The organism is Vulcaniibacterium gelatinicum (assembly GCF_008033445.1).
Taxonomy (GTDB): Bacteria; Pseudomonadota; Gammaproteobacteria; order Xanthomonadales; family Xanthomonadaceae; genus Vulcaniibacterium_B; species Vulcaniibacterium_B gelatinicum.
Map to the genome: position 1 here is coordinate 19,029 of NZ_VNKO01000020.1, position 15,080 is coordinate 34,108.

At 72.8% G+C, this 15,080-nt stretch carries 13 protein-coding genes; 3 read left to right on the plus strand and 10 right to left on the minus strand.

Translation table 11 applies throughout. The annotated features are described in order from the left end of the window. Nucleotides 1-124: 124 nt before the first annotated feature. Nucleotides 125-1,708 carry a peptide MFS transporter gene (locus FPV26_RS11065; protein ID WP_147653945.1) on the plus strand — a complete coding sequence of 528 codons (1,584 nt, stop codon included), beginning with the start codon at nucleotides 125-127 and terminating at the stop codon, nucleotides 1,706-1,708. A gap of 25 nt (nucleotides 1,709-1,733) precedes the next feature. Here the strand turns inward: FPV26_RS11065 and rfbD are convergent, their stop codons facing one another. From rfbD to ssb, 5 genes are read right to left on the minus strand one after another with little or no spacing between them, the layout of a single operon-like run. Next, nucleotides 1,734-2,648: a dTDP-4-dehydrorhamnose reductase gene (gene rfbD, locus FPV26_RS11070; RefSeq protein ID WP_147653946.1), complete on the minus strand. Its 915-nt coding sequence runs from the start codon at nucleotides 2,646-2,648 to the stop codon at nucleotides 1,734-1,736. Further along, complete coding sequence (rfbC, locus tag FPV26_RS11075) at nucleotides 2,645-3,202, minus strand: dTDP-4-dehydrorhamnose 3,5-epimerase (RefSeq protein WP_147653947.1); 558 nt, start codon at nucleotides 3,200-3,202, stop codon at nucleotides 2,645-2,647. The genes rfbD and rfbC overlap by 4 nt, the downstream gene beginning before the upstream one ends. After that, on the minus strand, nucleotides 3,199-4,101 hold the full coding sequence (rfbA, locus tag FPV26_RS11080; RefSeq protein ID WP_246109275.1) for a glucose-1-phosphate thymidylyltransferase RfbA: 903 nt from the start codon (nucleotides 4,099-4,101) through the stop codon (nucleotides 3,199-3,201). Before rfbA ends, rfbC begins: the two co-directional genes overlap by 4 nt. 29 nt (nucleotides 4,102-4,130) lie before the next feature. Continuing rightward, entirely contained in the window at nucleotides 4,131-5,192 is a 1,062-nt protein-coding gene (rfbB, locus tag FPV26_RS11085) for a dTDP-glucose 4,6-dehydratase (RefSeq protein ID WP_147653949.1), read from the minus strand. A 43-nt stretch (nucleotides 5,193-5,235) separates the two neighbouring features. Next, the gene (gene ssb / locus FPV26_RS11090) at nucleotides 5,236-5,703 is read right to left on the minus strand and encodes a single-stranded DNA-binding protein (protein ID WP_147653950.1); all 468 of its coding nucleotides are present in this window, start codon (nucleotides 5,701-5,703) and stop codon (nucleotides 5,236-5,238) included. Between the two features lie 175 nt (nucleotides 5,704-5,878). Between ssb and FPV26_RS11095 the strand changes: the two genes are divergently transcribed. Then, nucleotides 5,879-6,874 carry a polyprenyl synthetase family protein gene (locus FPV26_RS11095; protein WP_147653951.1) on the plus strand — a complete coding sequence of 332 codons (996 nt, stop codon included), beginning with the start codon at nucleotides 5,879-5,881 and terminating at the stop codon, nucleotides 6,872-6,874. On the opposite strand, the gene FPV26_RS11100 is transcribed toward FPV26_RS11095, so the two are convergent. Genes FPV26_RS11100 through FPV26_RS11115 form a run of 4 tightly spaced genes read right to left on the minus strand, consistent with a single transcriptional unit; the run spans nucleotide 6,858 to nucleotide 13,225 of the window. Continuing rightward, nucleotides 6,858-7,844 carry a DUF2268 domain-containing putative Zn-dependent protease gene (locus FPV26_RS11100; RefSeq protein WP_147653952.1) on the minus strand — a complete coding sequence of 329 codons (987 nt, stop codon included), beginning with the start codon at nucleotides 7,842-7,844 and terminating at the stop codon, nucleotides 6,858-6,860. The two genes, FPV26_RS11095 and FPV26_RS11100, sit on opposite strands and share 17 nt — an antisense overlap. 50 nt (nucleotides 7,845-7,894) lie before the next feature. Next, entirely contained in the window at nucleotides 7,895-9,301 is a 1,407-nt protein-coding gene (murD, locus tag FPV26_RS11105; protein ID WP_147653953.1) for a UDP-N-acetylmuramoyl-L-alanine--D-glutamate ligase, read from the minus strand. Continuing rightward, nucleotides 9,282-10,643, minus strand: a complete 1,362-nt coding sequence (gene murL, locus FPV26_RS11110) for a UDP-N-acetyl-alpha-D-muramoyl-L-alanyl-L-glutamate epimerase (RefSeq protein WP_147653954.1) — start codon at nucleotides 10,641-10,643, stop codon at nucleotides 9,282-9,284. Before murL ends, murD begins: the two co-directional genes overlap by 20 nt. Next, on the minus strand, nucleotides 10,640-13,225 hold the full coding sequence (locus FPV26_RS11115; RefSeq protein ID WP_246109276.1) for a bifunctional aspartate kinase/diaminopimelate decarboxylase: 2,586 nt from the start codon (nucleotides 13,223-13,225) through the stop codon (nucleotides 10,640-10,642). The genes murL and FPV26_RS11115 overlap by 4 nt, the downstream gene beginning before the upstream one ends. 142 nt (nucleotides 13,226-13,367) lie before the next feature. Here FPV26_RS11115 and FPV26_RS11120 point away from each other — a divergent pair, with 142 nt between their 5' ends. Beyond that, nucleotides 13,368-14,246, plus strand: a complete 879-nt coding sequence (locus tag FPV26_RS11120) for a PhzF family phenazine biosynthesis protein (protein WP_147653956.1) — start codon at nucleotides 13,368-13,370, stop codon at nucleotides 14,244-14,246. Nucleotides 14,247-14,306: 60 nt separating this feature from the next. On the opposite strand, the gene FPV26_RS11125 is transcribed toward FPV26_RS11120, so the two are convergent. Further along, nucleotides 14,307-15,020, minus strand: coding sequence for a glycine zipper 2TM domain-containing protein (locus tag FPV26_RS11125; RefSeq protein ID WP_147653957.1), 714 nt, complete (start codon nucleotides 15,018-15,020; stop codon nucleotides 14,307-14,309). Nucleotides 15,021-15,080 lie beyond the last annotated feature (60 nt).

The following is a 15,080-nucleotide window of genomic DNA, read 5'->3' on the forward strand; positions in this document are numbered from 1 at the left end:
TCCGGGGAACCAAAATCCGGCACACGCTACGCGGGCGCGGCGGCTCCGTCCAGTGCGGGCCGGGCCGCGGGCGGGCGCCGGCGCGTGCCTATACTCGCGGCCTCGTCCCTGCCGGAAGCCGCGCATGTCCGCCCCCTCCACCGCCGTCGCCGCCGCGCCGGCCGAATTCCTCGGCCACCCGAAGGGGCTGTACGTCTGCTTCCTGACCGAGATGTGGGAGCGCTTCGCCTTCTACGGGATGAAGGCGCTGCTGTTCCTGTACCTGACCAAGCACCATTTGTTCGCCGACGAGGACGGCTACCTGCTGCTCGGCACCTACGCCGGCCTGGCCTACGCGCTGCCGCTGCTCGGCGGGCTGCTCGCCGACCGCTGGCTCGGCATGCGCAAGGCGGTGGTGTACGGCGGCGCGCTGCTGGTGCTGGGCCAGCTCGGCATGGCCTGGACCGGCGCGCCTGCCAGCGGCGTCCAGGGCGCGGGCGCGCAAGACGCGGTCGCGTTGCAGGTCATGTACGCCTCGCTGGCGCTGATCGCAGTGGGCGTGGGCTTCCTCAAGCCGAACATCTCCACCATCGTCGGCCGGCTGTACGCGGAGGACGATCCACGCCGCGACGCCGGGTTCACCATCTTCTACATGGGCATCAACGTCGGCGCGTTCACCTCCTCGCTGATCGTGGCCTGGATCGGCGAACGCATCGGCTGGGGCTGGGGGTTCGCGGTTTCCGGCGTGCTGATGGCGCTGGGCCTGGTGCAGTTCCTGTTCGGCCAGCGCCACCTGCTCGGCCACGCCGAACCGCCGGATCCCGCACGGCTGCGCGCGCCGGCGCTGGCCGGCCTCTCGCGCGAGGCGTGGATCTACCTCGGCGGGCTGCTGCTGACGGTCGCGGTGTGGCAGGTGCTGCAGACGCGCGTGGACCTGGGGCCGCTGTCGGCGCTGGCCGGGGGCCACGAGGTCACGCTGACCGAGGTGGTCGCGGTGGTGCTCGGCGCCGCGCTGTACCTGTGGTTCCTGCGCCTGATGCTGTCGGACCTGTCCGCACGCGACAAGGGCCGGATGCTGATGCTGATGGTGCTGATCACGGTCAGCGCGCTGTTCTGGGGCCTGTACGAGCAGAGTTACGGCCCGTGGGTGGCGATGGCCGACCGGGTGATGGACCGCACCACCTTCGGCATCGCATGGACCGCCGGCCAGACCACCGCGCTCGGGGCGCTGTTCGTGATCGCGCTCAGCCCGGTGTTCGCCTGGCTGTGGCCGCGCCTGGACCGGCGCGGCTGGAACCCGGGCTATCCGGCCAAGTTCGGCTGGGCGCTGGCGCTGTGCGGGCTGGCCTTCGGCGTGCTCGCCTTCGCCGCCGCGCACCCCGGCGAGGACGGCCTGGTCAGCCTGTGGTGGATGGTGCTGGCCTATTTCGTGCTGTGCCTGGGCGAGATGATGCTCTCGCCGATCGGCCTGTCCGCCGTCACCACGCTGTCCATCCCGCGCGCGGTCGGCATGATGATGGGCGCGTGGTTCCTGTTCTCCGCCTTCGGCGAGATCATCGCCGGCCGCCTCGGCACCTGGGCCGCGCTCGACCCCGGCACCACCACCGCGCAGGCGCTCGCCACCTACGCCGACGTGTTCATGCGGATGATGTGGATCGGGCTTGCGGCGGGAGCGGCGATGTTCGTGCTGACGCCGGTGCTGCGGCGACTGGTCGGGCCCCGGGCCTGACGTCGCGCGCGGACACCGCGCATCTTCAGCGGACTAACGCCGGCGCCAGCATCGCCAGCACCTGCTCGAGCCCCTCACGCCAATCAGGCAGCGCCATGCCGAACTCCCGGCACAGACGCGCGGTATCCAGGCGCGAGTACGCCGGGCGCCGGGCGCGGGTCGGATAGTCACCGCTCGCGATCGGGATCACGCGCGGCGCGCGCGGCAGCAGCCCGCGTGCCACCGCGCCGGCGAAGATCGCCTCGGCGAAGCCGTGCCAGCTGGTCTCCCCTTGCGCAGTGAGGTGCCACAGGCCGCAGGCGCCGGGGGCGTCGCGCAGGACCGCGGCGGTGACGTCGGCGATCAGCCAGGCCGGGGTCGGCGTGCCGACCTGGTCGGCGACCACGCGCAGCTCCTCGCGTTCGGCGCCGAGCCGCAGCATCGTGCGCAGGAAGTTGTGGCCGTGGTGGGCGTACACCCACGCGGTGCGGAAGATCAGGTGCCGGCAGCCGCTGGCCCGGATCGCCTGCTCGCCGGCGAGCTTGCTGGCGCCGTACACGCCGAGCGGCGCGGTCGGGTCGTCCTCGCGGTAGGGGCGCGTGCCGCGGCCGTCGAAGACGTAGTCGGTCGAGTAGTGCACGAGCGGGATGCCCCGCCGTGCACAGGCGGCGGCGAGCACGGCCGGGGCCTCGGCGTTGGCGCGGAACGCGGCCTCGGGCGAGTCCTCGGCACGGTCCACCGCGGTCCAGGCCGCGGCGTTGACCACCACCGTGGGCGCCACGCGCTCGACCAGCGCCGGCAGCTCCGCCGGCCGGTCGAAGTCGGCGCGCTCGCAGGGGGCGCCGTCGAGCGTGCCGCCGCGGGTCGCCGCGACCACCTCGCCCAGGGCGGCCAGGCTGCGCCGCAGTTCGGTGCCGACCTGGCCGTTCGCCCCGAGGAGCAGGAACCGCGCCGGGCTCATGGCGCGTACAGCGGCAGGCGCTCGGCGGGCACGTCGGCGAGGAACGGCGCGCGCGCGTCCTTGTCGGACAGGACCGGCTCGGCCACCGGCCAGTCGATCGCCAGCTGCGCGTCGTTCCAGCGGATGCCGGCGTCGGCCTTCGGGTCGTAGGTGGCGGTGCACAGGTAGGTGAACACCGCGCGCTCGCTGAGCGTGACGAAACCGTGGGCGAAGCCTTCCGGGATCCAGAAGTGGCGCCGGTTCTCCGCGCTGAGCAGCACCGCGGTCCAGCGGCCGAAGGTGGGCGAGCCGCGGCGGACGTCCACCGCCACGTCCCAGACCTCGCCTTCCAGCACCGAGACGTACTTGCCCTGCGGCTTCGGCCACTGGTAGTGCAGGCCGCGCAGCACCCCGCGCGCCGAGCGGGAGACGTTGCCCTGCACGAACACGGGCGCAAGGCCGTGCGCGACGAGCCGGTCGAGGTTGAACGACTCGTAGAAGAACCCGCGCGCGTCCTCGAACACCTGCGGCTCGATCACGAGGCAGCCGGGCAGGCCGGTCTCGATCACCTTCATGCGATGCGTCCGTGCTCGAGCAGGCTCAGCAGGTACTGGCCGTAGCCGCTCTTGGCCAGCGGCCGGGCCAGCTCCGCCAGCTGCCCGGCATCGATCCAGCCGTTGGCGTAGGCGATCTCCTCCGGGCAGCACACGCGCAGGCCCTGCCGCTTCTCGATCGTCTCGATGTAGCTGGAGGCCTCCACCAGCGACTCGTGGGTGCCGGTGTCGAGCCAGGCGAAGCCGCGGCCGAGCTTCTCCAGGTGCAGCGCGCCCTCGGCCAGGTAGCAGCGGTTGAGGTCGGTGATCTCCAGCTCGCCGCGCGGCGAGGGCCTGAGCGAGGCGGCGAAGTCGCTGGCGCGGCCGTCGTAGAAGTACAGCCCGGTGACGGCGTAGTGCGACTTCGGCTGCGCCGGTTTCTCCTCCAGGCCGACCACCCGGCCCTCGGCGTCGAACTCGGCCACGCCGTAGCGCTCCGGATCCTTGACCCAGTAGCCGAACACGGTCGCGCCCGCCTCGCGCGCGTTCGCGCGCTGCAGCAGCTCGGTCAGGCCATGGCCGTAGAAGATGTTGTCGCCGAGCACCAGGCAGCTCGGGCCGCCGGCCAGGAAGTCGCGGCCGATCAGGAACGCCTGCGCCAGGCCGTCCGGGCTCGGCTGCACCGCGTACTCGATGCGCATGCCCCACTGCGCGCCGTCGCCGAGCAGGTTGCGGAACAGCGCCTGCTCGTGCGGGGTGTTGATCACCAGCACCTCGCGGATGCCCGCCAGCATCAGCACGCTGAGCGGGTAGTAGATCATCGGCTTGTCGAACACCGGCAGCAGCTGCTTGCTGACCGCCTTGGTGATCGGGTACAGGCGGGTGCCGGATCCGCCGGCGAGGATGATCCCTTTGCGCGCGTCCGTCGTGACCGCCCGCACAGCTCCGTGCGGACTTTCCGGTGGCGCCGTCATGCCGCCACCCCGATCCGCTCCAGGCGGTAGCTGCCGTCCAGCACGCGCTTCACCCACGCCTGGTTGTCGAGGTACCAGTCCACGGTGCGGGCCAGGCCTTCCTCGAAGGTCACGGTCGGCGCCCAGCCCAATTCGCGCTTGATCTTGGAGGCGTCGATCGCGTAGCGCCGGTCGTGGCCGGGCCGGTCGGCGACGAAGGTGATCTGGGTCTCGCGGCTGGCACCGTCGGCGCGCGGGCGGCGCGCGTCGAGCAGGGCGCAGATCGCACGCACCACCTCGAGGTTGCGGCGTTCGGCGTCGCCGCCGACGTTGTAGGTCTCGCCCACCCGGCCGCGCTCGAGCACGGCCCGGATCGCGGCGCAGTGGTCGCCCACGTACAGCCAGTCGCGCACGTTGCCGCCGTCGCCGTACACCGGCAGCGGTTCGCCGGCCACCGCCTTGGCGATCATCAGCGGGATGAGCTTTTCCGGGAACTGGTACGGCCCGTAGTTGTTCGAGCAGTTGGTGGTGAGCGTCGGCAGGCCGTAGGTATGGTGGAAGGCGCGCACCAGATGGTCGGAAGCGGCCTTGGACGCCGAATACGGGGAGTTGGGCGCGTACGGCGTCTCCTCGGTGAACCGGCCGGTCTCGCCGAGCGAGCCGTACACCTCGTCGGTGGAGACGTGCAGGAAGCGGAACGCGTCCTTCGCCGCGCCCTCGAGCGATTTCCAGTAGTCGCGCGCGGCCTCGAGCAGGGCCAGGGTGCCGACCACGTTGGTCTGCACGAACGCGGCCGGGCCATCTATCGAGCGGTCCACGTGGCTCTCGGCGGCGAAGTTGACGATCGCCTGCGGCCGGTGCTCGGCCAGCAGGCGCGCGACCAGCGCGCGGTCGCCGATGTCGCCATGCACGAACACGTGGTCCGGATGGCCCTCGAGCGAGGCGAGGGTGTCGAGGTTGCCGGCGTAGGTGAGCGCGTCGAGGTTGACCACCCGCACCCCGCGCCGCACCGCCTCGAGCACGAAATTGCCGCCGATGAAACCGGCACCGCCGGTCACGAGCCAAACCGTCCGATCCATTCGGTGTTTCCTGTGGGCCTGTCGCCGCGCCAGCCGGCGAGGCTCAGAACGGGATGTCGTCGTCCGTGAACGGGTCGTCGGCGACACCGGACTCCTGGCGTGCCGCGGCCGGTTCGCGGCGCGGCGCGGCGGCGGGCCGCGCGGGGCGCTCGCGCGGCTCGGCACGACCGCCGCCCTCGCCGCCGCCCAGCATCTGCATCTCGTCGGCGATGATCTCGGTGACGAAGCGCTCCTGGCCGTCCTGGCCGGTGAACTTGTCGTAGTTGATCGAGCCTTCGATGTAGACCTGACGCCCCTTGCGCAGGTACTCGCCGGCGATCTCGCCCAGGCGCCCGAACAGCTTGACCCGGTGCCACTGGGTCTTCTCCTGGGTGTTGCCGTCGCGATCCTTGCGCACGGTGGTGGTGGCCACGCTCAGGGTGCAGATGGCCATCCCGCCCTGGGTGTACTTCATGTCGGGATCGTTGCCGAGATTGCCGACCAGGATGACCTTGTTGACGCCACGGGCCATGGGAAGTGTCCTTCGGATGCGAACGCCCGGAACTGGGCGCAGTGGATTGCAGTATAGCCCGGGGGCGGCGGGCGATCGGCGGACGCCGCCGCGCGGCGTCGGAGAAATCCGGGGGGCGGCGGACACCCCCATGAAATCACGCGATAATCACGCGCTCCGCCGCGCCGCCCCCGCCATGCACACACTCACCGCCCGCCCCGCCGCCGACCTCCGCGCCATCCAGGCGCTGACCGCGGAGGACATGGCGGCGGTGGACGCGCTGATCCGGCGCCGGCTGGCCTCCGACGTGGTCCTGGTCAACCAGGTCGCCGAGTACATCGTCGGCGCCGGCGGCAAGCGCCTGCGGCCGATGCTGCTGCTGCTCGCGGCCGGCGCCCTCGGCCACCGCGGCCCGGATGCGCACCAGCTCGCGGCGGTGATCGAGTTCATCCACACCGCCACCCTGCTGCACGACGACGTGGTGGACGAGTCCGACCTGCGCCGCGGCCGCCGCACCGCCAACGCGGTGTTCGGCAACGCGGCCAGCGTGCTGGTCGGCGATTTCCTGTACTCGCGCAGCTTCCAGCTGATGGTCGAGCTGGACCGGATGGAGGTGATGCGGATCCTGGCCGACACCACCAACCGGATCGCCGAGGGCGAGGTGCTGCAGTTGCTGCACGTGCGCAACCCGGACACCGACGAGGCCGCGTACCTGCGCGTGATCGAGCGCAAGACCGCGGTGCTGTTCGCCGCCGCCACCCGCCTGGGCGCGCTGCTCGCCGGTGCGCCCGCCGCGGTGTGCGATGCGCTGCACGACTACGGCCTGCACCTGGGCTACGCGTTCCAGATCGCCGACGACGTGCTCGACTACGCCGCCGACGCCGAGGCGCTCGGCAAGAACCTGGGCGACGACCTGGCCGAGGGCAAGGCCACGCTGCCGCTGATCCACGCGATCGCGCATTCGGACGCGACCACCCGCCGGCGGTTGCGGGAGATCGTGGAGGCAGGCGAGGCGGCAGCGCTCGACGAGGTGGTCGCCGCGATCCGCGCCACCGGCGGCCTGGACTACAGCCGTCGGCGCGCGCTCGCATACGCCGAAGCCGCCGAGCGCGCGCTCGAGGGCCTTGCGGAAAACGCGCACGTGGCCGCGCTGCGCGGTCTGGCGCGGTACGCGGTCACTCGCGACCGCTGAAGCCGGACGCCGCGCCGCCCAGCATTTCCTCGATCGCGCGCCGCACCACTGCCGGCATCTCGGCCTCCGGGATGCGCGCGATCTGCGCCAGCGACATGCCCTTCCCGCGCAGGTGCTCGATCACCCACCAGCCGGCCGCATAGGCCTCGCGCTCGAAACCGTTGGGACCCTGGCCCATGGTGAAGCGGAACACGGTCTGGCCGTCGCTGGATTCGAGTGCAGGCAGGATCCCCCGCAGGATCTCGCGGCGTTTCGGTTGCACCTGCGCCCACCAGCCCGGCGTGTACTCGATCAGCTCGGCGAGGTCCCGGTCCGGCACCACTTCCCGCGCGACGTGGACCGCCAGCCCCTCCTGCATCAGCGTGGCCGCGATGCTGCGTTCCCAGCCGCCGGACAGCCCCGCGGTGACGATGTGCACGGCATGCGTCATCTCGTGCGGAAGGATCGCGCCGCGCTGGCGCTCGTCCATCTCCAGCGGCACCGCCACCACAGGCTTGCCGTCCTGGCCGTAGCTGAAGGCGTTGCCGTCGAAGGCACCGACATAGGCGATGACGCGCACGTGCACCGGCTTGTCGGGTTGCAGCACCGCGGCGACGGCGCGCAGCGTCTCCAGCGGGTCGGGACGCATCGCCGCCGCTCCCTGGCGCACGATCGGCAACGCCTCGCCGTAACGCGGCCAGGCCTGCTCCAGCAGGCGACGCGCCATCTGCTGCCCTTCCGCCGTCGGCGGCACCGCCGCGAAACCGTAGCGTTCCTGCCAGAGCTGCCAGCGCCGTTCGTCGTCCACGCCGGGCGCGCTCGCCGCCGCATGGAAATCCAGGAAGCGCGGCGAGAGGTCGGTCACCTCGATGCGCAGCTCGTCATCGCCGCGCGTGAACTCGACCGGCGCAACCTTGGCAGCCTGTGCACGGGCTCCTGACGGGGCGATTGCGAGCACGATGGCCAGCAAGGGGACGAACACTTGCCACATGGCGATTTCCTGCGGAACGAACGCCGGTCAGCGTAGGCAGGCCGCCCCGTTCAAGCAATCCCCAGGCCCGGGATCGCGCTGATGGCGTCCGGATCGAACCCGGCCAACTCGGCGAAGTGGCGGCCGCGGGCGACGTAGTCGCGGTAGGGACCGAAACTCGGCGCGCCAGGCGAGAGCAGCACCACCCCGCCCTCGCCGCCGAGCGCGGCGCGCGCCGCCCGCAACGCCTGGGCGAGATCGTCCGCGGCGGCCAGCACGAAGCCGCACTCGCGCGCCAGCGGTTCGAGCAGCGCATGGATGCGCGGACCGTTCTGGCCCATGGTCACGATCGCGTGCGGGGCGTGCCGACGCATCGCCTCGGCGAAACCGTCCCAGGGCAGGCCGCGGTCGTGGCCGCCCACCAGCAGCGCCACGCGCCGGCCGCGGAAGCAGTCGAGCGCAGCCAGGCTCGCGTGCGGCGTGGTGCTGATCGAGTCGTTGACATAGGTGAGGCCGTCGCGGACCCCGAGCGTCTGCAGCCGGTGCGGCAGCGGCCGGAACGTGGCCGCGTGCGGCGCCAGCGCGCGCGCGTCCAGCCCGGCCGCCTCCAGCACCGTCAGCACCGCGCACAGGTTGCCGCGGTTGTGGCGGCCGGGCAGCGGCAGCGGCGCGGTGTCGAGCACCGGCTCGTCGCCGCGGTGCAGCACGTCGCCGCGCAGGTGCCAGCCGTCCTCGCGGCCGAACCAGCGCACCTGGCTGCCGGGCAGGTCGAGCGCGGCCAGCACCGGGTCGGCGGCGTTGAGCACGGCCACGCGCGGACGCGCGTCGGTGACCAAACGCAGCTTGTCGGCGACGTAGCGTTCCTGCGAGCCGTGCCAGTCGAGGTGTTCCGGGAACAGGTTGAGGACCGCGGCGATGTCCGGCCGCACGCCGCTGTCGGCCACGTCGCCGGTCTGGTAGCTCGACAGCTCGATCGCCCAGTACTCCGGCGCGGGCTGCGGGGCGAGCACCTCCAGCAGCGGCAGGCCGATGTTGCCGGCGAGCGCGGTGCGGTGCCCGGCCGCGCGCAGCAGGTGCGCGAGCAGCGCGGTGGTGGTGCTCTTGCCCTTGGTGCCGGTCACGCACAGGGTGCGCGCGGCGATGCCGTCGGCGCCGCCGTGCTCGGCGAACCACAGCGCGGTGCCGCCGAGGAAGCGGGTGCCGCGCGCGGCCGCGGCCTGCGCCTCGGGCCGGTACGGGCTGATCCCCGGCGACTTGACCACGACCTCGAACGCGGCCAGCCGCGCGGCATCGGCCTGCGTCTCCAGCGCGAGCCGCGCATCGCCCAGCGCGCGCGCTTCCGCGGCCTCGGCGTCGTTGCAGAACAGGGTCAGCGCCTGCGCCGGCAGACGCGCGCGCAGCGCGTGGTAGGCGGCGCGGCCCTCGCGGCCCCAGCCCCACAGCGCGACGCGCCGGCCCTCAAGCTGCGAAATGCGCACGCACCCGCTCCCACAGCGCCGCCGGCACCCGGTGCTCGCCGTCCAGCGCGAGCAGCGGTTCCAGGCGCAGTTCGTCCGCGTCGAGCTGCGGCAGGATCTCGCGCGCGAAGCGCTCGACCAGCGCGTCCTCGCGCCATTCCGGCCGCACGGTCAGCGCCGCCATCGCCGCGCGCGACTCGCGCCCCTCGCCGACGCATTCGAACGGCTTGTGGTCGCGGTATTCCAGCAGCGCGTCGTAACCGGCGGTCTGGGCCGGGTCGTCGAGCAGGTTGCGGCCGAAGATCCCGGTCAGGCGCGGCTTGGACATGAACGGCGCCAGCGCCAGGAACACGAAGTGGCACTTCGGGCACACCCCGCACCAGCGGCTGGCCGGGCGCTCGCCGAGGATGTGGAAGTTGCGGTTGCAGCTGGAGAAGTGCGCGTCGTAGCGGTCGGTCTTCGCGAACTGCCGCGCGACCGCCAGCTCGCTCAGGGGGCGCAGCAGCGAGTAGTACCGCAGGTCGGCGGCGACGCGCGCCTGCACGTGCTCGCCGAAGGCGCGTTCGAACGCCCAGCCCTTGGACCACTGGTGGTTGACCTCGCCGGTGCCGGGGATCAGCGAGCCGTAGCTGGCCGAGCGTTCGTTCGAGAACACCACCTGGTCGAAACCGTGCAGCAGCGCGGCCAGCACCAGGATCGCGGAATTGACCGCGGTCACCGGGATGTGCCCGTTCCAGGCGCCCTGGCGGTTGTAGTCGAACAGCTGCGGCGCGAGCTGGCGGCCGATGTTGAGCGTGGCCAGGCCGGTGCGCTCGGCGCAGGCGCGGATCAGCTGCGAACCGCCGATCCAGACGACCGTCTGCGGCACGCCGGCCGCGCGCAGCGCCTCGATCGTCACCAGCGAGTCCTTGCCGCCGCCGATCGCGACCAGGGCGTGGCCGCGCAGGCCGAGCGCCGGCGCGGCCCGGGCCGGGGACGGGGCATGCGGGAACCGGATCCGCCCGTGCAGGTCCAGCCCGTTGCGGTAGGCGAACTCGCCCAGGCCGTTGACGTACACCGTCTCCAGCAGCGCCGCGGTGTCCGCGTCGATGTCGCAGGACTCGATCCGGATCTCCTCCGGCACCGCCGCCTTGTAATAGCTCACCCCCGCGATCAGGTGCAGCAGCCGCAGCGCGCGTTCCACCGCCTCCGCGCGCACGGCGTCCAGCCGGAACGGCGCGCCGGGCACGGTGACGGTCTCGACCAGCTCCGGGCCGTCGTCGAAGGCGTACACCAGTTGCGCCACGCCGCTGGCGGCGTCGAACGTGCAGCGCACGAAACGGAACGCGCGGATCTGGTCGCGCCGGAACTCCCACTCGCTCATTCGATGATGTCCTCCGCCGGCAGCGGACGCAGGTTGTAGGTATTGGCCATGGCCATGCCGTAGGCGCCGGCGTCGGCGACCAGGATCGTGTCGCCCTCGGCGGTGGCGCGCGGCAGCGGCCGGTCGCGGCCGAGCACGTCGCTGCTCTCGCAGATCGGGCCGACCACGTCGCAGGCGACGGTGTCGGCATCGTCCAGCCGGCTCAGGTTGAAGATGCCGTGGTAGGCCTCGTACAGCGCCGGGCGCATCAGCGCGTTCATGCCCGCATCGCAGCCCACCCGGCGCACGCCGTCCTTTTCCACCGTCTGCGTGGCCGTGAGCAGCAGCACGCCGCTCTCGGCCACCAGGTAGCGGCCGGGTTCGATCGCCAGCCGGTAGCGCGGGTACGCCGCCTTGATCTCGGCCAGCCCCTGCCGCCACTGCACCAGGTCGAACTCCGGCGCCTCCGGCGCGTACGGGATCGGCAGGCCGCCGCCGATGTCAATGGTCTCGACCGTGCCCACGCTGTCGGCCAGGCCGGCCAGGTGCGCGTACACGCCGCGCCAGTGGCCCGGATCCTCGATTCCGCTGCCCAGGTGCGCGTGCAGGCCGCCGATGCGCACGTCGAGCCGGCGTGCCTGCTCCAGGAACGCGTCGAACCGGGTCATCGGCAGGCCGAACTTGGCGGCGATGCCACCGGTGCGGACCTTCTCGTGGTGGCCCTCGCCGTGGCCGAGGTCGAGGCGCAGCCACAGCGCGCGGCCGCGGAACAGCGCCGGCCAGCGCTGCAGCGCCTCGAGGTTGTCGAGGGTCACGGTGACGCCGCGCGCGAACGCGGCCTCGTACTCGCGGCGCGGGGCGAAGCTGGGGGTGAACAGCACGCGCGCCGGGTCCAGCCCGGGCACGGCGGCGAACACGTGCTCGACCTCGGCCAGCGACACGCACTCCAGGCCGAAGCCCTCCTCCACCAGCGCGCGCAGGATCGCCGGGTGCGGGTTGGCCTTGAGCGCGTAGTAGCAGCGGTCCACCGCGTCCGAATCGCGCAGCGCCCGCGCGCGCTCGCGCACGGTGGCCAGGTCGTACACGTAGCGCGGGGTGCCGTTGCGCGCCAGCGCCAGCAGCGCCTCGCGCCGCGCGCGCCACCAGGCCGGCGCGCGCGGCGTGGCGCCGTGCGCGATCTCGTGCCAGCTCGGGCCGAACACGGTGGCGTCGCGCACCGGCATCGCCCGCGAGCGGATCAGCTCGGCGTGCAGGTGCGCCAGCAGCCCGTCGGCGTCGGCCTCGTCAATCACGAAGGTCAGGTTGAGGTCGTTCGACGACTGCGAGATCAGGTGCACGCGCTCCTGGCCGAAGGTCGCCCAGATGTCGGACAGGCGGTGCAGCAGCGAGCGCATGCCGCGCCCGACCAGGGTGATCGCCGCGCACGGCGCGATCACCTTGACCCGGCACACCTCGGCCAGGTCGGCGCTGAGCGCCTCCAGCACGTTGGTGGTGACCAGGTTCTCGCTGGGGTCGAGCGAGACGGTGACGTTGGTCTCCGACGAGCCGATCAGGTCCACCGACAGGCCGTGGCGCTTGAAGCGCTCGAACACGTCGGCGAGGAAGCCGACCTGCTGCCACATGCCGATGGTCTCCATGGACACCAGCACGATGCCGTTGCGGCGGCTGATCGCCTTGACGCCGGGCACGGTCGCGGCCGCGGCGTCGATGCGCGTGCCGGGCAGGTCGAAGCGCTCGGTGTCGAGGATCGCCATCGGCACGCCGGCATCGCGGCACGGCGCGATCGAACGCGGATGCAACACCTTGGCGCCGGTGGTGGCGATCTCCTGCGCCTCGGCGTAGTCCAGGCGGGTGAGCAGGCGCGCGTCGGGCACCTCGCGCGGATTGGCGCTGAACATGCCCGGCACGTCGGTCCAGATCTCCACCCGCAGCGCCTGCAGCAGCGCGCCGAAGTACGCGGCGGAAGTGTCGGAGCCGCCGCGGCCGAGGATCGCGGTGCCGCCGTCGGCGTGGCGGGCGATGAAGCCCTGGGTGATCAGCACCGGCGCGGGCTGCGCCGAGAAGCGCTCGACGAAACCGGGATCGCGCTCGTGCCGGCAGTTCACCGACAGCCGCTGCGCCCAGGCGCTGGCGTTCGGCAGCGTCACCGCCTGCAGCCAGTCGCGCGCGTCGCACCAGCCGATGTCCAGGCCCTGCGCGCGCAGGTAGGCGCAGCCGAGCGTGGACGACAGCAGCTCGCCCTGGGCCAGCACCTCGGCCTGCCAGTCGAGCGGGCGCGCGACCGCGCGCGGATCGCGGCCCAGCGCCTCCAGCGCGGCCAGGCGCGGGCCCAGCACCGCCTCCGGATCCAGGTCCAGCTCGGCGCAGAACGCGCGGTGCCGCGCCGCCAGCGCCGCGATCCGCGTCTCGACCTCGCGCCCGTCGGCGATCGCCTGCAGCTCGTTGGTGACCCCGGACAGGGCCGAGACCACGACCAGCACGCGCGCGTCCTCCTCCTGCCGGCGTTTGGCGGCGAGCGCCCCGATGGTGTCCCAGCGGTTGCGGCGCGACACCGAGGTGCCGCCGAACTTGAGCACGACCCAACGCTGCGCCTGCGTCGCCACGAATGCTCCGGAGCTGATGAGGAAGCGTGATGTGCCCGGCCGCGGGCCGGGGCCTAGAATTCGTCTTTCCGCGCCCGACGGGCGCGAGCCCGCGATTCTAAATCGAACGCCGCAGGCGGAAGGCCTGCCCGGAGCCCAGCGCATGATGCCGCGTCGTTATATCCAGCTCGACGTCTTCGCCGACTGGCCGGGGGCGGGCAATCCGCTGGCGGTGGTGCTCGACGGCGCGGGCCTGGACGAGGCCACGATGCAGGCCATCGCGCGCTGGACCCGGCTGCCGGAAACCACCTTCGTGTTCCCGCCCGCCTCGGCGCAGGCCAGCTACGGGATCCGCATGTTCAGCCCGCGCCGCGAGGTGCCCTTCGCCGGCCACCCGAGCGTGGGCACCGCGTTCGCGGTGCTGGAAGCCGGGCTGGCGCAGCCGCGCGCGGGCCTGCTGTGGCAGGAGGGTGTGGCCGGGCTGCTGCCGCTGCGGGTGGAGGGCGAGGGCGCGGCGCGCACGATCGCGGTGCGCACGCCGCGGGCGCGGGTGGTGGACGTCGCCCGCGCCGACGATGCGCGCCTGCGCGCGGCGCTCGCCGGCCTGCCGCTCGGCGCCCTGCCGCCGGCGCTGGTGGACGGCGGCCGCCGCTGGTGGCTGGTGGAGCTGCGCGACGAGGCCGGCCTGCGCGCCGTCGCCCCGGACTGGAACGCGGTCGCGGCCCTGGCCGAGGCGACCGCGAGCATGGGCCTGTGCGTGTTCGCACGCGCCGACCCGGGCCGCGACTACGACCTGGCGGTGCGCGCCTTCGTCGGCGCGCCGGCGCGGTTCGAGGACGCCGCCTCCGGCGCCGCCAACGCCACCCTCGCCGCCTGGCTGCACGAGAACCGCGCCCTGCCCGGCCGCGACGGCCGCTACGTGGTCAGCCAGGGGCGCGAGGTCGGCTTCGACGCGCGCCTGCACCTGCACGTGGACGCCGAGGGCGAGGTGTGGTCGGGCGGACGCGTGCGCCCGATCGTGCGCGGGCAGCTGGACTGGTAGCCCGCAACGGCGAAGGGGCCGTCGCCGGCCCCTTCGCGCGCCTCCCCGCGATCGCGGGACTCACTCTGGAATCACCTCCACCCGCACCCGGATCCGGTCGCCCGGGTGGTAGTCGGTGCGGGTGGTGAAGCGGCGCCCGGCGTATTCGTAGGTCACGTCGTAACCGACCACGCGCCCGTCGTTGACCGGGTAGCGGCCGTAGCCGTCGGCGCGCACCGGTTCGCACACCCGCACCGTGCCGGTGCGGTAACGCTCGCGCTGCGCCTGCTCGTAGATCTTCTGCCCGGCCATGCCGCCGACCATCGCCCCGACCGCGGTTGCGGCGGTGGCGCCGCTGCCGTCGCCGATCTTGCTGCCGAGCACCGCGCCGGCGATGCCGCCGAGCACGGTCGCCATCGTGCGCCCGGCCTCGGTGCCATGGCGGCGCTGGCCGGTGTACGGGTCGTAGTAACCGTCGCGGCCGTAGGGATCGCGGCCGTAATCGCCGTCGCCGTCATACGGATCGCGGCCGTAGCCGTCGGCATAGGTGGCATCGCGGTAGTAGCAGCGCTGGCCGGAGGTGCCATAGCCGTAACGGGAATCGATCACCGGATCCACGCGCACCACGCGCGCGTAGTCGTAGATTGCGCCGCTGCGCCGGCCGTCGCGATCCGGATACACCCGGGCGCTGCCGTCGTCGCGGCCGTAGGGATCGTAGCCGTAGTAATCCTGCGCGGACGCCGCCCCTGCGGCAGCCAGGCCCAGGGCGAGCACGGTGGCGGACAGACGCTTCATGGCGGGCTCCAGCGCGCCGGGATGGCGCAGGCGCATCCTCGGCGCGGCGGAATTAAACCG